The organism is Mycobacterium dioxanotrophicus (assembly GCF_002157835.1).
In the GTDB taxonomy this organism is placed as follows: Bacteria; Actinomycetota; Actinomycetes; order Mycobacteriales; family Mycobacteriaceae; genus Mycobacterium; species Mycobacterium dioxanotrophicus.
On the sequence record NZ_CP020809.1, the window covers coordinates 3,205,663 to 3,225,808 of the forward strand.

At 67.2% G+C, this 20,146-nt stretch carries 19 protein-coding genes and 1 riboswitch; of the genes, 16 read left to right on the plus strand and 3 right to left on the minus strand.

Annotated elements, in window-relative coordinates; genetic code table 11:
- Window positions 1-5: 5 nt before the first annotated feature.
- Entirely contained in the window at window positions 6-446 is a 441-nt protein-coding gene (locus BTO20_RS15470) for a nitroreductase/quinone reductase family protein (protein ID WP_087077215.1), read from the minus strand.
- Window positions 447-555: 109 nt separating this feature from the next.
- Between BTO20_RS15470 and BTO20_RS15475 the strand changes: the two genes are divergently transcribed.
- The 5 genes from BTO20_RS15475 to BTO20_RS15495 are packed head-to-tail and all read left to right on the plus strand — an operon-like array spanning window position 556 to window position 4,275.
- Window positions 556-1,242, plus strand: coding sequence for a TetR/AcrR family transcriptional regulator (locus BTO20_RS15475; protein ID WP_087077217.1), 687 nt, complete (start codon window positions 556-558; stop codon window positions 1,240-1,242).
- A 46-nt stretch (window positions 1,243-1,288) separates the two neighbouring features.
- Complete coding sequence (locus BTO20_RS15480) at window positions 1,289-1,636, plus strand: ArsR/SmtB family transcription factor (protein WP_087077219.1); 348 nt, start codon at window positions 1,289-1,291, stop codon at window positions 1,634-1,636.
- A complete protein-coding gene (locus tag BTO20_RS15485; protein WP_087077221.1) occupies window positions 1,629-2,267 on the plus strand; it encodes an SRPBCC family protein in 639 nt (212 codons plus the stop codon). The genes BTO20_RS15480 and BTO20_RS15485 overlap by 8 nt, the downstream gene beginning before the upstream one ends.
- Window positions 2,268-2,314: 47 nt before the next feature.
- Entirely contained in the window at window positions 2,315-2,803 is a 489-nt protein-coding gene (locus tag BTO20_RS15490) for a VOC family protein (protein WP_087082137.1), read from the plus strand.
- On the plus strand, window positions 2,800-4,275 hold the full coding sequence (locus BTO20_RS15495; protein ID WP_087077222.1) for an FAD-binding protein: 1,476 nt from the start codon (window positions 2,800-2,802) through the stop codon (window positions 4,273-4,275). Before BTO20_RS15490 ends, BTO20_RS15495 begins: the two co-directional genes overlap by 4 nt.
- On the opposite strand, the gene BTO20_RS15500 is transcribed toward BTO20_RS15495, so the two are convergent.
- Both BTO20_RS15500 and BTO20_RS15505 read right to left on the minus strand, forming a co-directional pair.
- The gene (locus tag BTO20_RS15500) at window positions 4,276-6,186 is read right to left on the minus strand and encodes an ABC transporter ATP-binding protein/permease (RefSeq protein WP_087077225.1); all 1,911 of its coding nucleotides are present in this window, start codon (window positions 6,184-6,186) and stop codon (window positions 4,276-4,278) included. It abuts the gene before it with no gap.
- 29 nt (window positions 6,187-6,215) lie between these two features.
- Entirely contained in the window at window positions 6,216-8,147 is a 1,932-nt protein-coding gene (locus tag BTO20_RS15505; RefSeq protein WP_087077227.1) for an ABC transporter ATP-binding protein/permease, read from the minus strand.
- 71 nt (window positions 8,148-8,218) lie between these two features.
- On the opposite strand from BTO20_RS15505, the gene secA2 reads away from it, so the two are divergent.
- From secA2 to gcvP, 11 genes are all read left to right on the plus strand, one after another.
- Window positions 8,219-10,576 (plus strand): accessory Sec system translocase SecA2, encoded by a 2,358-nt coding sequence (gene secA2, locus BTO20_RS15510; protein ID WP_087077229.1) that lies wholly within the window; start codon window positions 8,219-8,221, stop codon window positions 10,574-10,576.
- A gap of 9 nt (window positions 10,577-10,585) precedes the next feature.
- Window positions 10,586-11,215, plus strand: coding sequence for a CDP-alcohol phosphatidyltransferase family protein (locus tag BTO20_RS15515; RefSeq protein WP_087077231.1), 630 nt, complete (start codon window positions 10,586-10,588; stop codon window positions 11,213-11,215).
- Window positions 11,216-11,228: 13 nt separating this feature from the next.
- On the plus strand, window positions 11,229-12,146 hold the full coding sequence (locus BTO20_RS15520) for a DUF881 domain-containing protein (RefSeq protein ID WP_087077233.1): 918 nt from the start codon (window positions 11,229-11,231) through the stop codon (window positions 12,144-12,146).
- 23 nt (window positions 12,147-12,169) lie between these two features.
- Complete coding sequence (locus BTO20_RS15525; protein ID WP_087077235.1) at window positions 12,170-12,502, plus strand: small basic family protein; 333 nt, start codon at window positions 12,170-12,172, stop codon at window positions 12,500-12,502.
- A 208-nt stretch (window positions 12,503-12,710) separates the two neighbouring features.
- Window positions 12,711-13,469, plus strand: coding sequence for a DUF881 domain-containing protein (locus BTO20_RS15530; protein ID WP_087082139.1), 759 nt, complete (start codon window positions 12,711-12,713; stop codon window positions 13,467-13,469).
- Between the two features lie 36 nt (window positions 13,470-13,505).
- The gene (gene gcvH, locus BTO20_RS15535; RefSeq protein WP_087077237.1) at window positions 13,506-13,901 is read left to right on the plus strand and encodes a glycine cleavage system protein GcvH; all 396 of its coding nucleotides are present in this window, start codon (window positions 13,506-13,508) and stop codon (window positions 13,899-13,901) included.
- A 177-nt stretch (window positions 13,902-14,078) separates the two neighbouring features.
- Window positions 14,079-14,561: a glycogen accumulation regulator GarA gene (gene garA / locus BTO20_RS15540; RefSeq protein ID WP_029366163.1), complete on the plus strand. Its 483-nt coding sequence runs from the start codon at window positions 14,079-14,081 to the stop codon at window positions 14,559-14,561.
- 122 nt (window positions 14,562-14,683) lie between these two features.
- A complete protein-coding gene (ftsR, locus tag BTO20_RS15545) occupies window positions 14,684-15,427 on the plus strand; it encodes a transcriptional regulator FtsR (protein WP_087077239.1) in 744 nt (247 codons plus the stop codon).
- A gap of 114 nt (window positions 15,428-15,541) precedes the next feature.
- A complete protein-coding gene (locus BTO20_RS15550; RefSeq protein WP_019972830.1) occupies window positions 15,542-16,036 on the plus strand; it encodes a bifunctional nuclease family protein in 495 nt (164 codons plus the stop codon).
- Window positions 16,037-16,263: 227 nt separating this feature from the next.
- Entirely contained in the window at window positions 16,264-16,884 is a 621-nt protein-coding gene (locus tag BTO20_RS15555) for a MerR family transcriptional regulator (protein ID WP_029366161.1), read from the plus strand.
- Between the two features lie 86 nt (window positions 16,885-16,970).
- Window positions 16,971-17,069: riboswitch (glycine riboswitch) on the plus strand.
- A gap of 183 nt (window positions 17,070-17,252) precedes the next feature.
- Entirely contained in the window at window positions 17,253-20,135 is a 2,883-nt protein-coding gene (gene gcvP / locus BTO20_RS15560) for an aminomethyl-transferring glycine dehydrogenase (protein WP_087077242.1), read from the plus strand.
- Window positions 20,136-20,146 lie beyond the last annotated feature (11 nt).

Below are 20,146 nucleotides of genomic sequence, written 5' to 3' on the forward strand. Positions count from 1 at the left end.
CAGCACTAGTCGAGTAGTTCGAAAACCGGGATAGATGGGGCCGCGGCCCTCAGTTCGGCGTCCGACGAGTGCGGTGTCAGCCCGCCCATGTGTCCCTTGACCTCCCAGTACCAGCGCGCGAGGTAGTGCTGTAGCAGCGCGGGTTTGACATCGTCGGGCACCTCGGACAGCTGTCGGGTCGAACGCCGCCAGCGCGGGCCGGTCTCGACCACTCCGGCGGCTCGAGCGTTGCGGACCCACTGGGTCTCGCCGCGAGGTGACACCAGAAAGTTCTTGCCGTCCAGCGTCATCAGATTCACCACCACCGATCGGATCTGCCCGGTGCGTCGGCCGCGGATGCGCAGCGCGGTGGTGCCGGCGATGCTGACACCGACTTCGGCGAGCCGGCGGATCAGGTCGTTGCCGGCGCGGGCCAGCGGGCCCGGAGCGTCGTATCGCGTGGTCATGATGGGCCTCCTGTGGGATCCAAACGAGAGCGGCGCTCTCGCTTAACAGCGTGACACGGCGGCGGCGAAAATTCAAGAGCAGTGATCTCGGTTGTGTCAGACTGCTGTCGTGGGTAAGCGTCAAGAAGGCCGCGAGCGCATCGAGGCCGCGATCGTCGAGATCGGCCGCAGGCACCTGGTCACCGAGGGGGCGGCCGGGCTGTCGCTACGGGCGATCGCACGTGAACTCGGCATGGTGTCCTCGGCGGTCTATCGGTACGTCGCCAACCGCGATGACCTGCTGACCTTGCTGGTGATCGATGCGTACTCCGAACTGGGCGACGCCGTGGACCGGGCCGTCGCCAGTGTGCCCGCCGAATTGGATTGGCAGGCGAGGGTTGTCGCGATGGCCCGGGCTGTGCGCCAGTGGGCGGTCGAGCAGCCTGCGCGCTGGGCGCTGCTGTACGGCAGCCCGGTGCCCGGCTATCACGCACCGGCCGAACGTACCGTCGGGCCCGGGACGCGCGTGGTCGGTGCGCTCTTCTCGGTGGTGGCTGCCGCGATGGCCGCGGGGGAGTTGGCCGACCCGGGTGTTGCTGTGGGGCAACCGCTCTCGGCGGATTTCGACCGGCTGCGCGCGGAGTTCGACTTTCCCGGCGGCGACAGCATCTTGGCGAAGTGCTTCCTGCTGTGGGCTGCGCTGGTCGGTGCGGTGAGCCTGGAGGTGTTCGGACAATACGGTGCCGACACCCTGACGGACCCGGGCTTGGCGTTCGAGGTTCAGATCGGGTTGCTCGTCGAGATACTGGCCCGGTGATATAGCAGCATTGACTTATATAAGTAACGGCTTTTATATTGGCGGTGTGCACGCCTTCGACGTCCTGGGGGACCCCGTGCGGCGTCGGATACTCGAACTGCTCGCCGACGGCGAGTTGACCGCCGGTGCGATCGGCGCGACCATCCAGGCCGAATTCGCGATCAGTCAGCCCGCCGTGTCGCAGCACCTGAAAGTGCTGCGCGACAACGGTTTCACATCGGTACGCCCCGACGGGCAACGTCGGCTGTATTCGGTGGACAGCGCGCCGCTGCGGGATATCGACCAGTGGCTCGGCATCTTCAGGCGGTTCTGGACCCCGCACCTGGACGCGTTGGCGACCGAGATTGCACGCGGCAAACGGCAGCGGAGAAGTGAAGGGATACAACATGATTGATGTCACCCATCAGATGAACAGGACGCGTCGCAGCGTGGGTGGACGCGTACTGGAGGCGGGTGAGGCGCACGTCGTGACGATCGGTCAGGCGTATCCGACCGACGCCGCGGACCTCTGGGATGCGCTGACCAACCCGGATCGCATCCCGCGCTGGTTCCTGCCGGTCAGTGGCGACCTGCAGATAGGTGGTCGCTACCAGTTGGAGGGCAACGCCGGCGGTACGGTGCTGAGCTGCGACCCACCGCGGGAGTTCACCGCGACCTGGGAGTTCAACGGAGCGGTCAGCTGGATCGAGGTCCGGGTGTTCGACGACGGCGAGGACCGGTCCCGTTTCGAACTTGCGCATATCGCCCGCGCCGACGATCCGATCTGGCAACAGTACGGTCCGGGTGCGGTCGGCATCGGCTGGGAGCTCGGCATGTGCGGCCTGGCCATTCATCTGAGCACCGGCGAGCGCGTGGACCCCGCGCGGTTCGAGCAGTGGTCCATGAGTGAGGATGGCAGGAAGTTCGTGACCAAGGCTGCCGAAGGCTGGCGCCAGGCCGCGGTGGACGGTGGGCTGGATTCGCAGTGGGCGCGCGCGGCGTCCGACCGCTGCCGCGGGTTCTATCTCGGAGAGCCACAAAACTAGAACACGTTCTAGCCATGCCGTCGGCGCGGCGCTATCCTCTGAGCAACATGCTCAATCAGACACCTGTCCAGATCGCGTGGGTCGCCGCCGACCTGGACGCCACCGAGACGGCACTGAGCACGCTGTTGGGCGCGCGCCGGTGGATTCGCATGCCCGCGGTTCACTTCGCGCCCGACACCTGCACCTACCGGGGCAGGCCCGCCGATTTCGTCGCCGACATCTCACTGAGTTACGCCGGTGACACGCAACTCGAACTCATCGCCCCGGTCCGGGGCGACAGCATCTACACCGAGTTCCTCGACGCCCATGGGCCGGGCCTGCATCATGTCTGCGTCGAAGAGCCCGACGCCGCATCGTTCGATGCCAGGCTGCGTGACGCCGAGCGCGACGGCACACCGGCCGTGTGCCACGGAACCATGCCCGGCGGCATGCGCTTCGCCTACCTCACTGCCCCCGGCGTGCCCTACCTGGAAATCGCCTACATCCCGCCCGAGATCCGGGCGTTCTTCGATTATGTGAAGAAGGAGCAACAATGACCGATATTCCCGACGTCCTCGACGCCGCGGAGGTCACGTCAGCCGACGAGGTCGATGTCGTGGTGATCGGTTTCGGCATCGCCGGCGGCTGCGCTGCGGTCAGCGCCGCCGCCGCGGGGGCCCGGGTGCTGGTGCTGGAAAAGGCCGGCGGCGCCGGTGGCACCACCTCAATGGCCGGTGGGCACTTCTACCTCGGTGGCGGCACGGCAGTGCAGGAGGCCACCGGACATGCCGACAGCGCCGAGGAGATGTACAAGTACCTCGTCGCGGTGTCCGAACAGCCGGATCTGGAGAAGATTCGGGCGTATTGCGACGGCAGCGTCGAGCACTTCAATTGGCTTGAGGGACTTGGCTTTCAGTTCGAACGCAGCTTCTATCCCGGCAAGATCGTGGTGCCGCCCGGCACCGAGGGCTTGTCCTACACCGGCAACGAGAAAGTATGGCCGTTCATCGAGCAGGCCAAGCCGGCCCCGCGCGGTCACTCGGTGCCTGTCCCCGGCGAGGTCGGTGGTGCCGCCATGGTCATCGAGCTGCTGCTCAAGCGTGCCGAGCAGCTCGGGGTGGAGATCCGCTACGAGACCGGCGCCACGAACCTCGTCGTCGCGGACGACGGCGCCGTCGTCGGCGTCAAATGGAAGCATTTCACCGAAACCGGTGTGGTCAGGGCGAAGTCGGTGATCATCGCTGCCGGCGGATTCGCGATGAACCCCGAGATGGTCGCCGAGCACACGCCCGCCCTGGGTCAGCCGCGCCGTACCAAACATCACGGTCTGGTGGCGCCCTACATCCTGGGCAACCCGAACGACGACGGGCTGGGCATCCGGATGGGCGTGTCTGCGGGAGGTGTGGCGCTCAACATGGACGAGCTGTTCATCACGGCCGCCGCGTACCCGCCCGAGATCCTGCTCACCGGCATCATCGTCAACAACCAGGGCGAGCGGTTCGTGGCCGAAGACTCCTATCACTCCCGGACCTCGGCCTTCGTACTCGAACAGCCCGATCAGGTGGCATATCTCATCGTCGACGAGGCGCACATGGAAATGCCCGGGCTGCCACTGATCAAGTTCATCGACGGCTACGAGACCATCGGCGAGATGGCGGCCGCTCTCGAGCTGCCCGAGGACAAGCTCACCGCAACGCTGCAGCGCTACAACGCCAACGCCGCCAACGGCGAGGACCCGGACTTCCACAAGCAACCGGAATACGTTGCGGTGCAGGACAAGGCGCCGTGGGCGGCATTCGACCTGTCGTTGGGCCGCGCGATGTACTCGGGCTTCACGATGGGTGGTCTCTCGGTCTCCGTCGACGGCGAGGTGTTGCGTGCGGACGGCAGCGCCATCCCGGGGCTGTACGCCGCGGGCGCCTGCGCGTGCAACATCGCCCACGACGGCAAGGGTTACGCGAGCGGCACCCAGCTGGGGGAGGGTTCGTTCTTCGGCCGCCGGGCCGGAGCGCACGCGGCGGCCCGCTGATCAGGCAGGGGTGCGCAGCTCGGTGAGCTGCCACCGGCCGGCGCCCAGCAGTTCGAGGCGCCGGTCGTGGTGCTGTTCGACGGTGTCGCGGTGGCTGACGCTGACCACGATCGTGTCGGGCAGCCGGGTGCGCAGAGCGGTGTACATCGCGAACTCCTGACCGGCGTCGAGCGCTGACGTCGATTCATCGAGGAACACCGCCCGCGGCTCGGCCAGCAAGACCCGGGCGAACGCGATGCGTTGCTGTTCGCCGGGGGAGAGCACCTTCGACCAATCCGACTCCTCGTCCAGTCGGGATGTCAAGTGCCCCAACGAGACTGTGGTCAGCGCGGCCGCGATCGCATCGTCGGCGAAGGCGCCCGCGGCCGACGGATAGCTGACCACCGCACGCAGATCCCCGAGCGGGGCGTAGGGCAACTGGGACACGAACATCACGTCGCCTTCGTCGGGAAACCGGACGGTGCCGGAGCCGAACGGCCACAGCTGGGCGAGGCTGCGCAGCAGCGTGGTCTTACCCGTCCCCGACGGGCCCGTGATGAGCAACGCCTCACCGCTGCCCAGCCGCAGGTCGAGGTGATCCAGTAACAGCAGGCCGGTCGGTGAGCGCACCTCGACGGCATCGACCTCAAGGCCATCCACGCTGGGCTCGGCCGCCAATCTCGGTAGCGTCCTTGCCTTTTCGTTCGCGGTCACCAGTCCGTCGAGCCGGATGATCGCGGCGCGGTAGCCGGCGAACGCGTCGTACACCGCGCGGAAGAAACTCAACGAACTCTGCACCGACCCGAATGCGCCCGCCGACTGCATGACATCGCCCAGCTTGAGCTCACCGGCGAACAACCGCGGCGCCTGCACCATCAATGGCAGCGGGGAGATGATCTGGCTGATCGACCGGTTCCAGCCGAGGAACGCCACGCCGCGGCGCACCAGCCTGCGGTAGTTGGCGATGATCCGGGCGAAACGCTGTGCCAGCGTGCTGCGTTCGGTGTGTTCACCGCGGTAGAAGCTCACCGATTCGGCGGCGTCGCGGATGCGCACCAGCGCGTAACGGAACGCGGCGTTGGTGAGTTCGTTGCGGAAGGTGAGCCTGATGATGGGACGGCCGATCCAGAACGCCACCACGGTCGTCACCGCCACCCACAACAGCGCGATCCAGAACAACGCCTTGGGCACCGTGACACCGAAAAGCGTCAGCGGCCCAGCGAGATTCCACAGGATCGGGGTGAACGCCACGACCGAGACGATCGAGTTCACCGAACCGAAAATCAGGGTCTGCGCCGTGCCCACGGTCGGGGTGTTGGTCTCGGGACCGGTACCGGTGGTGAACACGTCGATGTCCTGCTGGATGCGCTGATCCGGGTTGTCGACGGGCTCGCCGCCGAACGACGGCAGGAACCGGGCGCGGTAGTAGGCCCGGTCGCCGAACCAGTCGCCGGTGAGATGGTCGGTGAGCCACACCCGCCAACGAATGATGAAGTACTGCATGAGATACAGATCGAGCAACGTGCGGGTGATGTCGGCGGCCACCAACAGGGCGAAGATGACGATCGAACGCCAGAACCCGGCGATACCGGAATTGCGGACCGCCTCGTCACCGGCCCCCGCGCCCTCGAACGCGACCTGCAGGGCCGAGGACTGGTCGTTGGCGTAGTAGCTGAACAGCACGTCCATCCGCACCGACACCAGCACCGACAGCAGCAGCACCGCCAGCAGGGCCCAGACCGTGACGCTCTGGCGCCCGGTGAAATACCCGCCGGTGATCCGCCAGAACTGGCGGCCCCACGTGGTGATGCGGGCCAGCGCGGCCAGCACTGCCAGCATCACCACCGCGCTGATGGCCCAGGCCTTGGCCACCCACAGCAACGACGCGAGGATCTCGTTGCCCCAGTTCAGCGCCGGGGTGAACATCTCCATGCCGGGAACCTACCGGCAAGGCGAGCTGCCTACTGGTCTACCAACGCGGGGTTGCGGGGGCAGTTTTCATCGATTTCGCCGAGCCGCCACCGTCCTTCGCCGAGCAGCTCGAGGTGCTGCTCGTGATGCTGGCCGACTGTTCTGCGGTGCGTGACGCTGACCAGGATGGTTTCCGGGAGGTGTTTGCGCACCAGGGCGTACAGCATGTATTCGAGGCCCTCGTCGAGTGCCGAGGTGGACTCGTCCATGAAGACCGCCTTGGGTTTGGTCAGCAGCACGCGAGCGAACGCGATGCGCTGCTGCTCGCCCGGGGACAGCACCTTGGCCCAGTCGGCCACCTCGGACAGGCGCTGGCTGCACTGCGGCAGCGCGACCTGCTCGAAGGCCCAGAAGAGGGTTTCGTCGGGAATCTCGCCCGGCTTCTTCGGGTAGGACACGACAGCGCGCAGATCGCCAAGCGGGACGTAGGGCATCTGGGAGAGGAACATCGTCTCCTCGACGCCTTGCGGGCAGCGGAACGTGCCCGTCGCATACGGCCACAGCTGGGCCAGCGAACGCAGCAGGGTGGTCTTGCCCGCACCGGAGCGGCCCGTGACGATCAGCGTGTCGCCCGTGTTCAGGCGCAGGTCGAGGTCCTCGATCAGCCGCTCGCCGGTGGGCGTGTTGATGCAGACGTCCTCGAGCTCGACCAGGCAGTCGTCGCCCACCTCGACGGTGAGTTCGGGAAGCTGCCTGCCTTCCTCGTTGGCCACCACCAGGCCGTGCAGACGCAAGATGGATGCGCGCCAGCCGGCGAACGCGTCGTAGGAGTTACGGAAGAACGACAGCGACGTCTGGATGTTGGTGAACGCCGACGACGTCTGCGACACGTCGCCGAGCTTGATCTCACCGGCGAACAGGCGCGGCGCCTGCAGCAGCCACGGTAGCGGAACGATGATCTGGGAGATCGAGAGGTTCCAGCCGTAGAACTTCACCGACCGGTTGATGAACCGGCGGTAGTTGGCGACGACGGGAGCGAACCGCTGCTGCAGCTGCAGCCGTTCGGCGGCCTCGCCGCGGTAGAAGGCCACGGCCTCGGCGGCGTCGCGCAACCGGACCAGGGCGTACCGGAAGGCGGCGTTGAACTTCTCGTTGTCGAAGGTGAGGCGGATCAGCGGGTGGCCGATCCAGAACGCCACGATGCTCGCGATGATCACGTAGAGGAAGCCGATCCAGAACATGGCCCGCGGCATCGTGATCCCGAACAGGGTGAGCTCGCCGGACAGGTTCCACAGGATCACGGTGAACGAAATGACCGATGCCACCGCATCGATGGCCCCGAACAACAGGGTGCTCTTGCTGAAGTTGTTCGGATTGTTGGGCAGCGGTCCCACACCGGCGGTGAAGATGTCGATGTCGGACTGGATGCGCTGGTCGGGGTTGTCGATGGTGTCGTCGATGAAACGGCTGCGGTAATAAGCCCTGCCGTCGAGCCAGTCACCGGTGAGCCGGCCGGTCAGCCACGTCCGCCACGCCAGCATGAACCGCTGCATGACGAACAGGTCGAGCATGATCCGGGCGACGTAGATGACCGCGAGGATGCAGAAGATGCCCAGTGCCGTCCAGAAGCCGTGGATACCGGACTGTTTGACGGCGTCATCGCCTGCCGCCAGGCCCTGACCGGCAACCTGAACGCCGGTCATCAGATCGTTGCCCTGATAGCTGAACAGCACCTCGAGGCGCACCCCGACGATCACCGACAGCAGAATCCCCGCCAGCCACAGCCAGACCTTGACGGCCCCGGGGCCGACGAAATACGCGCCGGTGATGCGCCAGAACTGCCGTCCCCACGTGGTGAGTGCGCCGACCGCCGTCACCACCACCAGCGTGCTGACCGCCGCGATGAGCCACGCGATGGCTATCCACCTGAGTGAGGCGACGAGTTCCCCGCCCCAGTCGAGTGTCGGGCTGAACATCTCCATGCGGGCAAGGTACTCCGCGATGCTGCCACGGGCGTGGCCGACGCGAATCCACCTCCGCGTAACGTGAACATGTGCCGAAGACGTCCAGCGCCAAACCGGGGCGCTTGAGCAGCAAGTTCTGGAAGCTCCTGGGTGCCACCACCGAGCGCAACGAAGCCCGTTCGCTCTCGGAGGTCAAAGGTGCTGCCAAGTTCGAGGAGAAGGCCGCCGACCTCGACGACGAGCAGTTGACCAAGGCCGCCAAGCTGCTGCAGCTCGAGGACCTCGCCGAGGCCGCCGACATCCCGCAGTTCCTGGCCATCGCCCGCGAGGCCGCGGAGCGGACGACGTCGCTGCGTCCGTTCGACGTACAGCTGCTCGGGGCGCTGCGCATGCTGGCCGGCGACGTGATCGAGATGGCCACCGGTGAGGGCAAGACGCTCTCCGGCGCGATCGCCGCCGCGGGTTATGCCCTCGGCGGGCGCAACGTGCACGTCATCACCATCAACGACTACCTGGCCAAACGCGACGCCGAATGGATGGGCCCGCTGCTCGAGGCGCTCGGCCTGACGGTCGGCTGGATCACCGAGGATTCGACGGCCGAGGAGCGGCGCGCGGCCTACGAGTGCGACGTCACCTACGCATCGGTCAACGAGATCGGCTTCGACGTCCTGCGTGATCAGCTGGTCACCGATGTCGCCGACCTGGTGTCGCCCAACCCCGATGTCGCACTCATCGACGAGGCCGACTCGGTGCTGGTCGACGAGGCGCTGGTGCCGCTGGTGCTGGCCGGCACCAGCCATCGCGAACAGCCGCGCGTCGAGATCATCCGGCTCGTCGGCGAATTGATCAGCGGACCCGACTCGCACGAGAATTTTGCGACCGACGACGACAACCGCAACGTGCATCTCACCGACGCGGGTGCGCGCAAGCTCGAAGCCCGGCTGGGCAACATCGACCTCTACTCCGAGGAGCACGTCGGCACCACGCTGACCGAGGTCAACGTCGCGCTGCACGCGCACGTGCTGTTGCAGCGCGACGTGCACTACATCGTGCGCGACGACGCCGTGCACCTGATCAACTCCTCGCGCGGGCGCATCGCGTCGCTGCAGCGCTGGCCCGACGGCCTGCAGGCCGCCGTGGAAGCCAAGGAGGGCATCGAGACCACCGAGACCGGTGAGGTCCTTGACACCATCACCGTGCAGGCGCTGATCAACCGGTACCCGACGGTGTGCGGCATGACCGGCACCGCGCTGGCCGCAGGCGAGCAGCTGCGCCAGTTCTACAAGCTCGGGGTGTCGCCGATCCCGCCGAACATGCCCAACATCCGCGAGGACGAAACCGACCGGGTGTACATCACCGCGGCGGCCAAGACCGACGCCATCGTCGACCACATCGCCGAGGTGCACGAGACCGGGCAGCCCGTCCTGGTCGGCACCCACGACGTGGCCGAATCCGAAGAGCTGCACGAGAAGCTGGTCAAGGCCGGCGTGCCCGCCGTGGTCCTCAATGCCAAGAACGACGCCGAAGAGGCCGCGGTGATCGCCGAGGCCGGAAAGCTCGGGTCGGTCACGGTGTCCACCCAGATGGCCGGCCGCGGCACCGACATCCGCCTGGGCGGCTCGGACGTGGGCGACGACGCCGCGGACAAAGAAAAAGTGGCCGAGCTCGGCGGTCTGCACGTCGTCGGCACCGGTCGGCACCACACCGAGCGGCTCGACAACCAGCTGCGCGGCCGCGCAGGCCGCCAGGGCGACCCTGGCTCGTCGGTGTTCTTCTCCAGCTGGGAGGACGAGGTGGTGGCCGCCCACCTGGACAGCGGCAAGCTGCCGACGGAAACCGACGAGGACGGCCGGATCATCAGCCCCAAGGCCGCCGGGCTGCTCGACCACGCCCAACGGGTGGCCGAGGGCCGGCTGCTCGACGTGCACGCCAACACCTGGCGCTACAACCAGCTGATCGCCCAGCAGCGCGCCATCATCGTGGACCGTCGCGACACCCTGCTGCGCACCGAGACGGCGCGCGACGAACTCAAGGAACGCTCGCCGGAACGTTATGACAGCCTGGTCGAGGAACTGGGGGAGGACGGCGAGGAGAAGCTGGTCAAGATCTGCCGGCTGATCATGCTGTACCACCTGGACCGCGGCTGGTGCGAGCACCTGGCGTACCTGGCCGACATCCGCGAGAGCATCCACCTGCGGGCCCTGGGCAGGCAGAACCCGCTCGACGAGTTCCACCGGATGGCGGTCGACGCGTTCGCCTCACTGGCCGCCGACGCCATCGAGGCAGCCCAGCAGACCTTCGACACCGCCGACTCGATCGAAGACGAACCCGGCATCGACCTGTCCAAGCTGGCCCGCCCCACCTCGACGTGGACTTACATGGTCCACGACAACCCGCTCAACGACGACACCATGTCTGCACTGAGCCTGCCCGGGGTGTTCCGCTAAGTTCTAGCCATGGACAACGCGCCTGCTCCCAAGGGCAGGAGCGCACCCCCGGACGTGACCGCGGCGCCGGACCGGATACTCACCGTGCCCAATATTCTGAGCGCATTGCGCCTGGTGCTGGTGCCGGTCTTCCTGTGGTTGCTGTTCGGCGTGCACGCCAACGGCTGGGCGGTGGCCGTGCTGATGTTCAGCGGGTTCTCCGACTGGGCCGATGGCAAGATCGCCCGGCTGATCGCCAACCAGTCTTCTCGGCTGGGCGAGCTGCTGGACCCCCTGGTGGACCGCATCTACATGGTCACCATCCCGATCGCGCTGGCGTTCTACGGTGTGGTGCCGTGGTGGTTCGTGGCCATGCTGATCGGACGCGACATCGTGTTGGCGGCCACCCTGCCGGTGGTGCGCAGCCGCGGGCTGACCGCACTGCCGGTGACCTACATCGGCAAGGCCGCCACCTTCGCGCTGATGTCGGGGTTTCCGCTGGTTCTGCTCGGGCAATGGGATGCGTTGTGGAGCAGGGTGATTCTGTACTGCGGCTGGGCCTTCTTGATCTGGGGCATGGCGCTGTACCTGTGGTCGGCGGTGCTCTACCTGATTCAGGTGGTGTTGGTGGTGCGCCGACTCCCGAGGGCGGCGCGATGAGCCGAGGTCGACCGTGAGCGCCGAGGGCAGTTCACTCGGGGGGTACGCCTCGGGTGCAGGACTCAACAGCCACGACGCCGACGCGCCGACCCGCATCCCGGTGCCGTCGCTGCTGCGGTCCCTGCTCTCCGAGCACCTCGATCCCGGCTACGCGGCGGCGGCCGCCGCCCGCGAGGCAGGTGCCAAGCCGCGGCCCCGGCTCGGTGAGTGGGCCTGGCAGGTGCTGGCGGCGCTCGCGATCGCCACCGTCTTCGCGGTGGCGGCCGCACAGGCAGACATCGCCGCGCCCGCCGCCCGGCAGGCCCAGCACACTCTGGCCGGCCGCGTGCGGGCCGCCGAGGCCAGCACCCGACACGCCGGCGCGACGCGCGACGAGCTGGCCGATCAGGTGGACGCCGAACGACGCGCCAAGCTGGGTATGGACGAGAACGGTCAACAGTTGCTGGGCAGCCTCGATACGGCCAACATCGCCGCTGCCGCAACGCCGATGATCGGTCCGGGCCTCACTGTCACGGTGACTGATCCCGGCATGTCGAAGGATCTCAGCGACGTGTCCAAGCAGCGAGTGGCGGGCAGCCAGCAGGTGATCCTCGACCGGGACCTGCAACTCGTGGTCAATTCGCTGTGGGTCAGTGGCGCCGAAGCGATCTCGGTCGGCGGCGTGCGCGTCGGCCCGGGCGTCACCATCCGGCAGGCCGGCGGCGGCATTCTGGTCGACAATCAGCCGATCACCAGTCCGTATGCCATCGTGGCCATCGGACCGCCACACGGCATGGCCGACGTCTTCAACCGCAGTCCCGGCCTGCAACGGCTCCGGCTGTTGGAGACCTCATACGGTGTCGGGGTCAGCGTCAGTGCCGGTGACGGCCTGAGCGTACCGGCGGTCTCGGTACGAGATGTGAACTTCGCCAAGCAGATTGGACCACCTTGAGAAACACAGGATTGACCAGGTAGATGATCGGAATCGCCGCACTTGTCGTCGGGATCGTGCTGGGGTTGGTGTTCCACCCCAACGTGCCCGAGGTCGTCGAGCCCTACCTGCCGATCGCCGTCGTCGCGGCGCTCGACGCGGTGTTCGGCGGCCTGCGGGCCTACCTGGAACGCATCTTCGACTCCAAGGTGTTCGTCATCTCGTTCGTCTTCAACGTGCTGGTCGCTGCGTTGATCGTGTACGTCGGTGACCAGCTTGGGGTCGGCACCCAGCTGTCGACGGCGATCATCGTGGTGCTCGGTATCCGGATCTTCGGCAACGCGGCCGCGTTGCGACGCAGGCTGTTCGGCGCCTGACATGAGCGACGCCGAGCGCCCTCAGGACGCCGAACACCCCGACCTGCCGTCCGAGCCGGCCGGGGTACCCGAGGCCGAGGTGAAGGAGACGCCTGCCGAGAAGGCCCCCGAGGCCGACGGCGCCACCGACAAGGCGGTCGAGAACGCCGCCGGCGCGCCGGAGGTGCCCGCGCACGAGCAACCCGCGGATCATCACGGGCGGCACGAGATGCCCGACGGCACACCGCGGACCCGCTGGAAGAGCCTGGCCGTTGCGCAGCAAGGCCGTTCCCAGCTGATCTTCGGCGCCCTGGGCCTACTGCTGTGCGTACTGCTCGGGGCGGCGATCGTCACGCAGGTCCGGCAGAACGATTCCGGCGATTCGCTGGAAACCGCTCGACCGGCCGACCTGCTCATCCTGCTGGACTCCCTGCAGCAGCGCGAGGCGTCGCTGAGCACCGAAGTGGCCGACCTGCAGCGCACGCTGCAACAGCTGCAGGCATCGGGCAGCAGCGACCAGACCGCGATCGAGAACGCCCAGGCCCGGTTGGCCGCGCTGTCCATCCAGATCGGTACGGTCGCCGCCACCGGTCCGGGGGTGACGCTGACCATCGAGGACAACGCTCCCGGTGTCGCGGCCGAGACCATGCTCGATGTGATCAACGAATTGCGCGCGGCAGGCGCCGAGGCCATCGAGATCCGCGGTGGCGGGGCCGATCAGCAAACCGCTGTCCGCGTCGGCGTTGACACCTGGGTGGTCGGCACGCCAGGTCAGCTCATCATCGACAACGTGGCCGTGGGGCCACCGTATTCGGTTCTCGCCATTGGCGATCCGCCTACTCTCGCAGCGGCGATGAACATTCCCGGCGGCGCGATGGACAGTATCAAGCGGGTCGGCGGGACGATTGTGGTACAACAAGCCCAGCGGGTCGACGTAACCGCCTTGCGGCAACCGAAACCACGCCAATACGCTCAGCCCGTCAAGTGAGTCCGACCGATCCGACCTGACAAACCAAGGAGCGCCGTGAGCGATATTCCAGCCGACCTGTACTACACGTCCGAGCACGAGTGGGTGCAGCGCACCGGTGATGACACGGTACGCGTGGGTATCACCGACTACGCCCAGTCGGCGCTGGGCGACGTGGTGTTCGTACAGCTGCCGGACGTCGGCGCCGACCTGAGCGCGGGCGACTCGTTCGGGGAGGTGGAATCGACCAAGTCGGTCTCCGACCTGTATGCGCCGGTCACGGCGAAAATTGTTGCTGTCAACGGTGATCTGGAGGGCAACCCGCAGCTGGTCAACTCCGACCCGTACGGCGAGGGATGGCTGGTGGACCTGCAGCTGGAGTCGGGCGTGCTCGCGGACGTGCTGACCGGCTTGCTCGATGCGGACGGCTACCGCGCCGTCGCGTCGGAGTAACGAGTTGTTAGGGTTTGCAGCGACCTGTTCGACCGTACGCAGCGCACAGATTTCCACCACATCAGATCCGGCAGTGGTGGACACAACAAGGCCCGTTGCGCGGTACGGTCAACGTGAGACCGACGACGGCTGGGGGCCCCGCCGGGCAACGCCACAGCAGCCAGTGAGGAGCAGCGGGTGACGGACAAAAACAGCAATGTGGGGGCCGACCAGACGTCTGACGAAGTCACGGTGGAGACGACATCCGTCTTCCGTGCGGACTTCCTCAACGAGCTGGACGCGCCTGCGACGACGAGTGCCGAGGGCACCGTCTCGGGGGTAGAGGGCCTTCCCTCGGGTTCGGCGTTGCTCGTCGTCAAACGCGGCCCCAACGCGGGCTCTCGTTTCCTCCTGGACCAGCCGACCACATCGGCCGGGCGGCACCCGGACAGCGACATCTTCCTCGATGACGTGACCGTCAGCCGTCGCCATGCCGAGTTCCGGTTGGAGGGCGCCGAGTTCCAGGTTGTCGACGTCGGCAGCCTCAACGGCACCTACGTCAACCGCGAGCCGGTCGACTCTGCGGTGCTCTCCAACGGCGACGAGGTCCAGATCGGTAAGTTCCGCCTGGTGTTCCTGACCGGCCCCAGGTCCGACGACGACAGCAGCTCGTCCAGCTAGCTGATGAGCGTGCGCTGGAACAGCCGATGACAGTGATGAGCGGTCGCGGGACAAGCCGATGACAGTGATGAGCGGTCGCGGGACAAGCCGATGACAGTGATGAGCGCTCGCGCGAAGAGCCGATGACTCAGCCTGACCGACCTGCACTGGCCGGAATGTCGATCGGTGCTGTCCTGGATCTGCTCCGCGGTGACTTTCCGGATGTGACCATCTCGAAAATCCGGTTCCTGGAAGCCGAGGGGCTGGTCACACCGGAACGCACCGCGTCGGGTTATCGGCGTTTCACCGCGTATGACTGTGCGCGGCTGCGGTTCATCCTTACCGCCCAGCGGGATCAGTACCTGCCGCTGAAGGTGATCAAGGCGCAGCTGGACGCGCAACCCGACGGTGAGCTGCCGCAGAGCGGATCTGCCTACGGCGTACCGCGTTTGGTGGCCGTCGAGCAGGCCGACGGCACTGCCGCGGCGTCAGCGGCGTCGGCGGTGGCACCGACGCAGGTGCGGCTGTCCCGCGAGGACGTACTGGCCCGGTCGGGCGTCGCGGACGAGATGTTGAGCGCGTTGGTCAAGTACGGCGTGATCACCACGGGGCCGGGCGGATTCTTCGACGAACATTCGGTGGTCATCGCGCAGTGCGCCGGGGCGCTCGCCGATTACGGCGTCGAGCCCCGGCATCTGCGCGCATTCCGATCGGCTGCCGACCGGCAGTCCGACCTGATCGCCCAGATCGCCGGACCGGTGGTCAAGGCCGATAAAGCGGGCGCCAGGGACCGGGCTGACGACCTTGCGCGGGAGGTGGCCGCGCTCGCGATCACCCTGCACACATCGTTGATCAAGTCGGCGGTGCGGGACGTTCTCGACCGCTGAGGATTAGACTTGGCGTTGAGGCCATTTCGCTCGAGGTCGATGTGCCTGGAGACGAATTGGCGACAGACGGTTATGAACGACGTGGCAGCACAGCGGTGCGGAGGGTAGGCACAGATGGCTGAGGTTCGGGTAGTCGGCATTCGCGTGGAACAGCCGCAGAACCAGCCGGTGTTGCTGCTCCGCGAGTCCAATGGCGACCGCTACCTGCCGATCTGGATCGGGCAGTCGGAAGCTGCCGCCATCGTGCTGGAACAGCAGGGCGTCGAGCCTGCCCGTCCGCTGACCCACGATCTGATCCGAGATCTCATTGCCGCGCTTGGGCATTCACTCAAAGAGGTACGGATCGTCGACCTGCAGGAAGGCACGTTCTACGCCGACCTGATCTTCGACCGTGACATCACGGTGTCGGCCCGACCGTCTGACTCGGTGGCCATCGCCCTTCGGGTCGGGGTCCCGATCTACGTGGAGGAAGCGGTGCTGGCCGAGGCCGGCCTGTTGATCCCGGATGAGAACGATGAGGAAGCTGCAGGCACCGTCCGTGAGGACGAGGTGGAGAAATTCAAAGAGTTCCTCGACAGCGTGTCGCCCGACGATTTCAAGGCCACGTGACCGTAGTTCCCAGGTCACGGATGCGTCTCAACTGACGCGCGAGGCGTCGACACGCGGTGTGGGTGTCATCCAAGTCCGTTTTGGGCAGCCATACTTTGAGGGCGACGAGCAGTCAGGGCTCGGCGGGAAGCGTATGCTCGACACATTCGGGCTCGCAGCAAACCCGCTGCGGTGCAGGTCACGGCAGCGGATGAGGTAGGCGGGTTCGATCGGCGAGAGGATTCACAGTGGGTGACACGCCACGGCAGGGAGAGTTGGATCTGACCACGGGAAGCGGGGTTGAACCGCCCGTTCGGCCGGCCAGCGAGCCCGTTCAGGGCGGGTTGTTCCCCGACGATTCTGTACCGGACGAACTGGTCGGTTACCGCGGTCCGAGTGCCTGCCAGATCGCAGGCATCACCTATCGGCAGCTGGACTACTGGGCCCGCACGTCACTGGTGGTGCCCTCGATTCGCGGCGCGGCCGGTTCCGGCAGCCAGCGGCTGTATTCGTTCAAGGACATCCTGGTCCTCAAGATCGTCAAGCGACTGCTCGACACCGGCATCTCGTTGCACAACATCCGGGTGGCCGTGGACCACCTGCGTCAGCGCGGCGTTCAGGATCTGGCCAACATCACGCTGTTCTCCGACGGCACCACCGTCTACGAGTGCACCTCGGCCGAAGAGGTGGTCGATCTGCTGCAGGGCGGTCAGGGTGTGTTCGGTATCGCGGTGTCGGGCGCCATGCGCGAACTGACCGGCGCGATCGCCGATTTCCCGGGTGAGCGTGCCGACGGTGGTGAGTCCATCGCCGCTCCCGAGGACGAACTGGCGTCGCGGCGCAAGAGCCGCGACCGCAAGATCGGCTGACCCGTCACTTCGTGATTGCCCCGCCGCGTGCCTGCGCGCGGCGTGTTCGCCCGTGCCGGTAGCGGCCGGTAGAATCGGCTGCGCATCGCCCTTGTGCGGGAGAGCTTCGTGGCCGCCAGCTACGGACGCCGAAGGAGCAACACCTCTCCGTCAACCTCTCAGGCACCCAGGACCGCACGGGCCCCGATGCCTCTGGAAAGCGGCGCTCCGCGCGAGCGCCCGCCCATGGGGAAAGACGCCCGTCGGCGTCGAATCTCTCAGGCGCCCGGGACCGGGTTGACGACAGAGGGAGAGGGGAGCGCAGCACGTCCTCAGACGGGGCTGCCACCTCGACCCACCGTGGCGGGGCCGCAATGAGGGAGCCTTGATTGTCCGATCAGCAGCAAGCACGTTTCGTCGACCGGCACATCGGGCCGGACGCCGCCGCCGTCACCACGATGCTCGACGTGATCGGCGTGGCATCGCTCGACGACCTCGCTGCCAAGGCACTGCCCGCAGGGATTCTCGACGGACTCGCCGCCGACGGCCTGGCACCGGGCCTGGATCGCCTGCCGCCCGCCGCCACCGAGGAGCAGGCGCTGGCAGAGCTGCGAGCGCTGGCCGACGCCAACACGGTCGCGACGTCGATGATCGGGCAGGGCTACTTCGACACGCTGACCCCACCGGTCTTGCGGCGCAACATTCTTGAGAATCCGGCGTGGTACACGGCCTACACGCCGTACCAGCCCGAGATCAGCCAGGGCCGGTTGGAGGCGCTGCTGAACTTCCAGACCATGATCTGCGACCTCACCGGCCTCGAGGTGGCCAATGCCTCCATGCTGGACGAGGCCACCGCGGCTGCCGAAGCGATGACGCTGATGCACCGCGCCGTCAAGGGGCCGGCCAACAGGCTGGCCGTCGACACCGACATCTACGCCCAGACAGCAGCGGTCCTGGCGACCCGCGCGGAGCCGCTCGGCATCGAGATCGTCCGCGCCGACCTGACCCAGGGCCTGCCCGACGGTGACTTCTTCGGCGCGATCGTGCAGTTGCCCGGCGCCAGCGGCCGGATCGTGGATTGGACCGAGCTGGTCTCCGAATGCCATGAGCGTGGTGCGCTGGTCGCCGTCGGAGCCGATCTGCTGGCGCTCACCCTCATCACCACGCCCGGCGAGATGGGCGCCGACGTGGCCTTCGGGACCAGCCAACGGTTCGGTGTGCCAATGGGATTCGGCGGCCCGCACGCCGGATATCTGGCGGTGCACGCCAAGCACGCCCGCCAGCTGCCGGGCCGGTTGGTCGGGGTGTCCGTCGACGCAGACGGGGCACCGGCGTACCGGCTGGCGCTGCAGACCCGCGAACAGCACATCCGCCGCGACAAGGCCACCAGCAACATCTGTACCGCTCAGGTGCTGCTCGCCGTGATGGCGGCGATGTACGCGAGCTACCACGGTGCCGAAGGGCTGACCGCCATCGCGCGCCGCGTGCACAGCCACGCCGACACGATCGCCGCGGCGCTCGGCGACGCGCTGGTGCACGACACGTACTTCGACACCGTGCTGGCCCGGGTGCCGGGCCGTGCCGACGACGTCATCGCCGCAGCCAAGGCCAACGGCATCAACCTGTGGCGGGTCGACGCCGACCATGTTTCGGTGTCGTGCGACGAGGCCACCACCGACGCGCATGTGGCCGCCGTGCTGGACGCGTTCGGCGTCAGCGCCACCACACCGCGATCTGCAGAACCCGATGTGCTCCTCGCGTCCGCAGATATCGCCACGCGCACCTCCGAGTTCCTCACGCATCCGGCGTTTACCCGGTACCGCACCGAGACCGAGATGATGCGCTATCTGCGGTCGTTGGCCGACAGGGACCTGGCTCTGGACCGCACGATGATCCCGCTGGGGTCGTGCACCATGAAGCTCAACGCCGCGGCCGAGATGGAGCCCATCACCTGGCCCGAGTTCGCCCGTCAGCACCCGTTCGCGCCCGCGTCGGACAATCCGGGGCTGCGTCGGCTCATCGCCGATCTGCAGGAGTGGCTGACCGCTATCACCGGCTACGACGAGGTGTCGCTGCAACCCAACGCCGGTTCGCAGGGGGAGTACGCCGGGCTGTTGGCGATCAAGGCCTACCACGTGGCACGCGGCCAGGCCGGCCGTGACATCTGCCTGATCCCGTCGAGCGCGCACGGCACCAATGCCGCGTCGGCCGCACTGGCAGGCATGCGGGTGGTCGTCGTGGCGTGCCGGCCCAACGGTGACGTGGACCTGGACGATCTGCGCGCCAAGGTCGCCGAACACGCCGATCGTGTTGCGGCACTGATGATCACCTACCCGTCCACCCACGGGGTGTACGAGCACGACATCGCCGAGATCTGTGCCGCCGTGCACGACAACGGCGGTCAGGTCTACGTCGACGGGGCGAACCTCAACGCGCTGGTCGGGCTCGCCCGCCCGGGCCGTTTCGGCGGCGACGTCAGCCATCTGAACCTGCACAAGACGTTCTGCATCCCGCACGGCGGCGGTGGACCAGGCGTGGGGCCGGTGGCCGTGCGCTCGCACCTGGCGCCGTACCTGCCGGGGCACCCGCTCGCCGAGGAACTGCCCGACCAGGCTCAGGCCGATGGGGCCGCGCGGCCCGTCGTGTCCGCGGCGCCGTACGGCTCAGCCTCGATCCTGCCGATCACCTGGGCCTACATCCGGATGATGGGGGCCGACGGGCTCCGGGCGGCATCGCTCACGGCGATCGCGTCGGCCAACTACATCGCGCGGCGGCTCGACGAGTACTACCCGGTGCTCTACACCGGCGAGAACGGCATGGTGGCCCATGAGTGCATCCTGGACCTGCGCGCGATCACCAAGGACACCGGCGTCACGGTCGATGATGTGGCAAAGCGCTTGGCCGACTACGGTTTCCATGCACCGACCATGAGTTTCCCGGTAGCGGGCACGCTGATGGTGGAGCCCACCGAAAGTGAGAGCCTGGCCGAGGTCGATGCGTTCTGCGACGCGATGATCGCCATCCGCGCCGAGATCGACCGGGTCGGTTCGGGCGAGTGGTCGGTGGACGACAACCCGCTGCGGGGCGCGCCCCACACGGCCGAATGCCTGCTGGTGGCGGACTGGGACCACCCGTACACGCGCGAGCAGGCCGCCTACCCGCTCGGCAAGGGTTTCCGGCCGAAGGTCTGGCCGCCGGTGCGCCGCATCGACGGCGCGTACGGCGACCGCAACCTCGTGTGCTCGTGCCCGCCGGTCGAGGCGTTCGCGTAGGGGACAGCCGT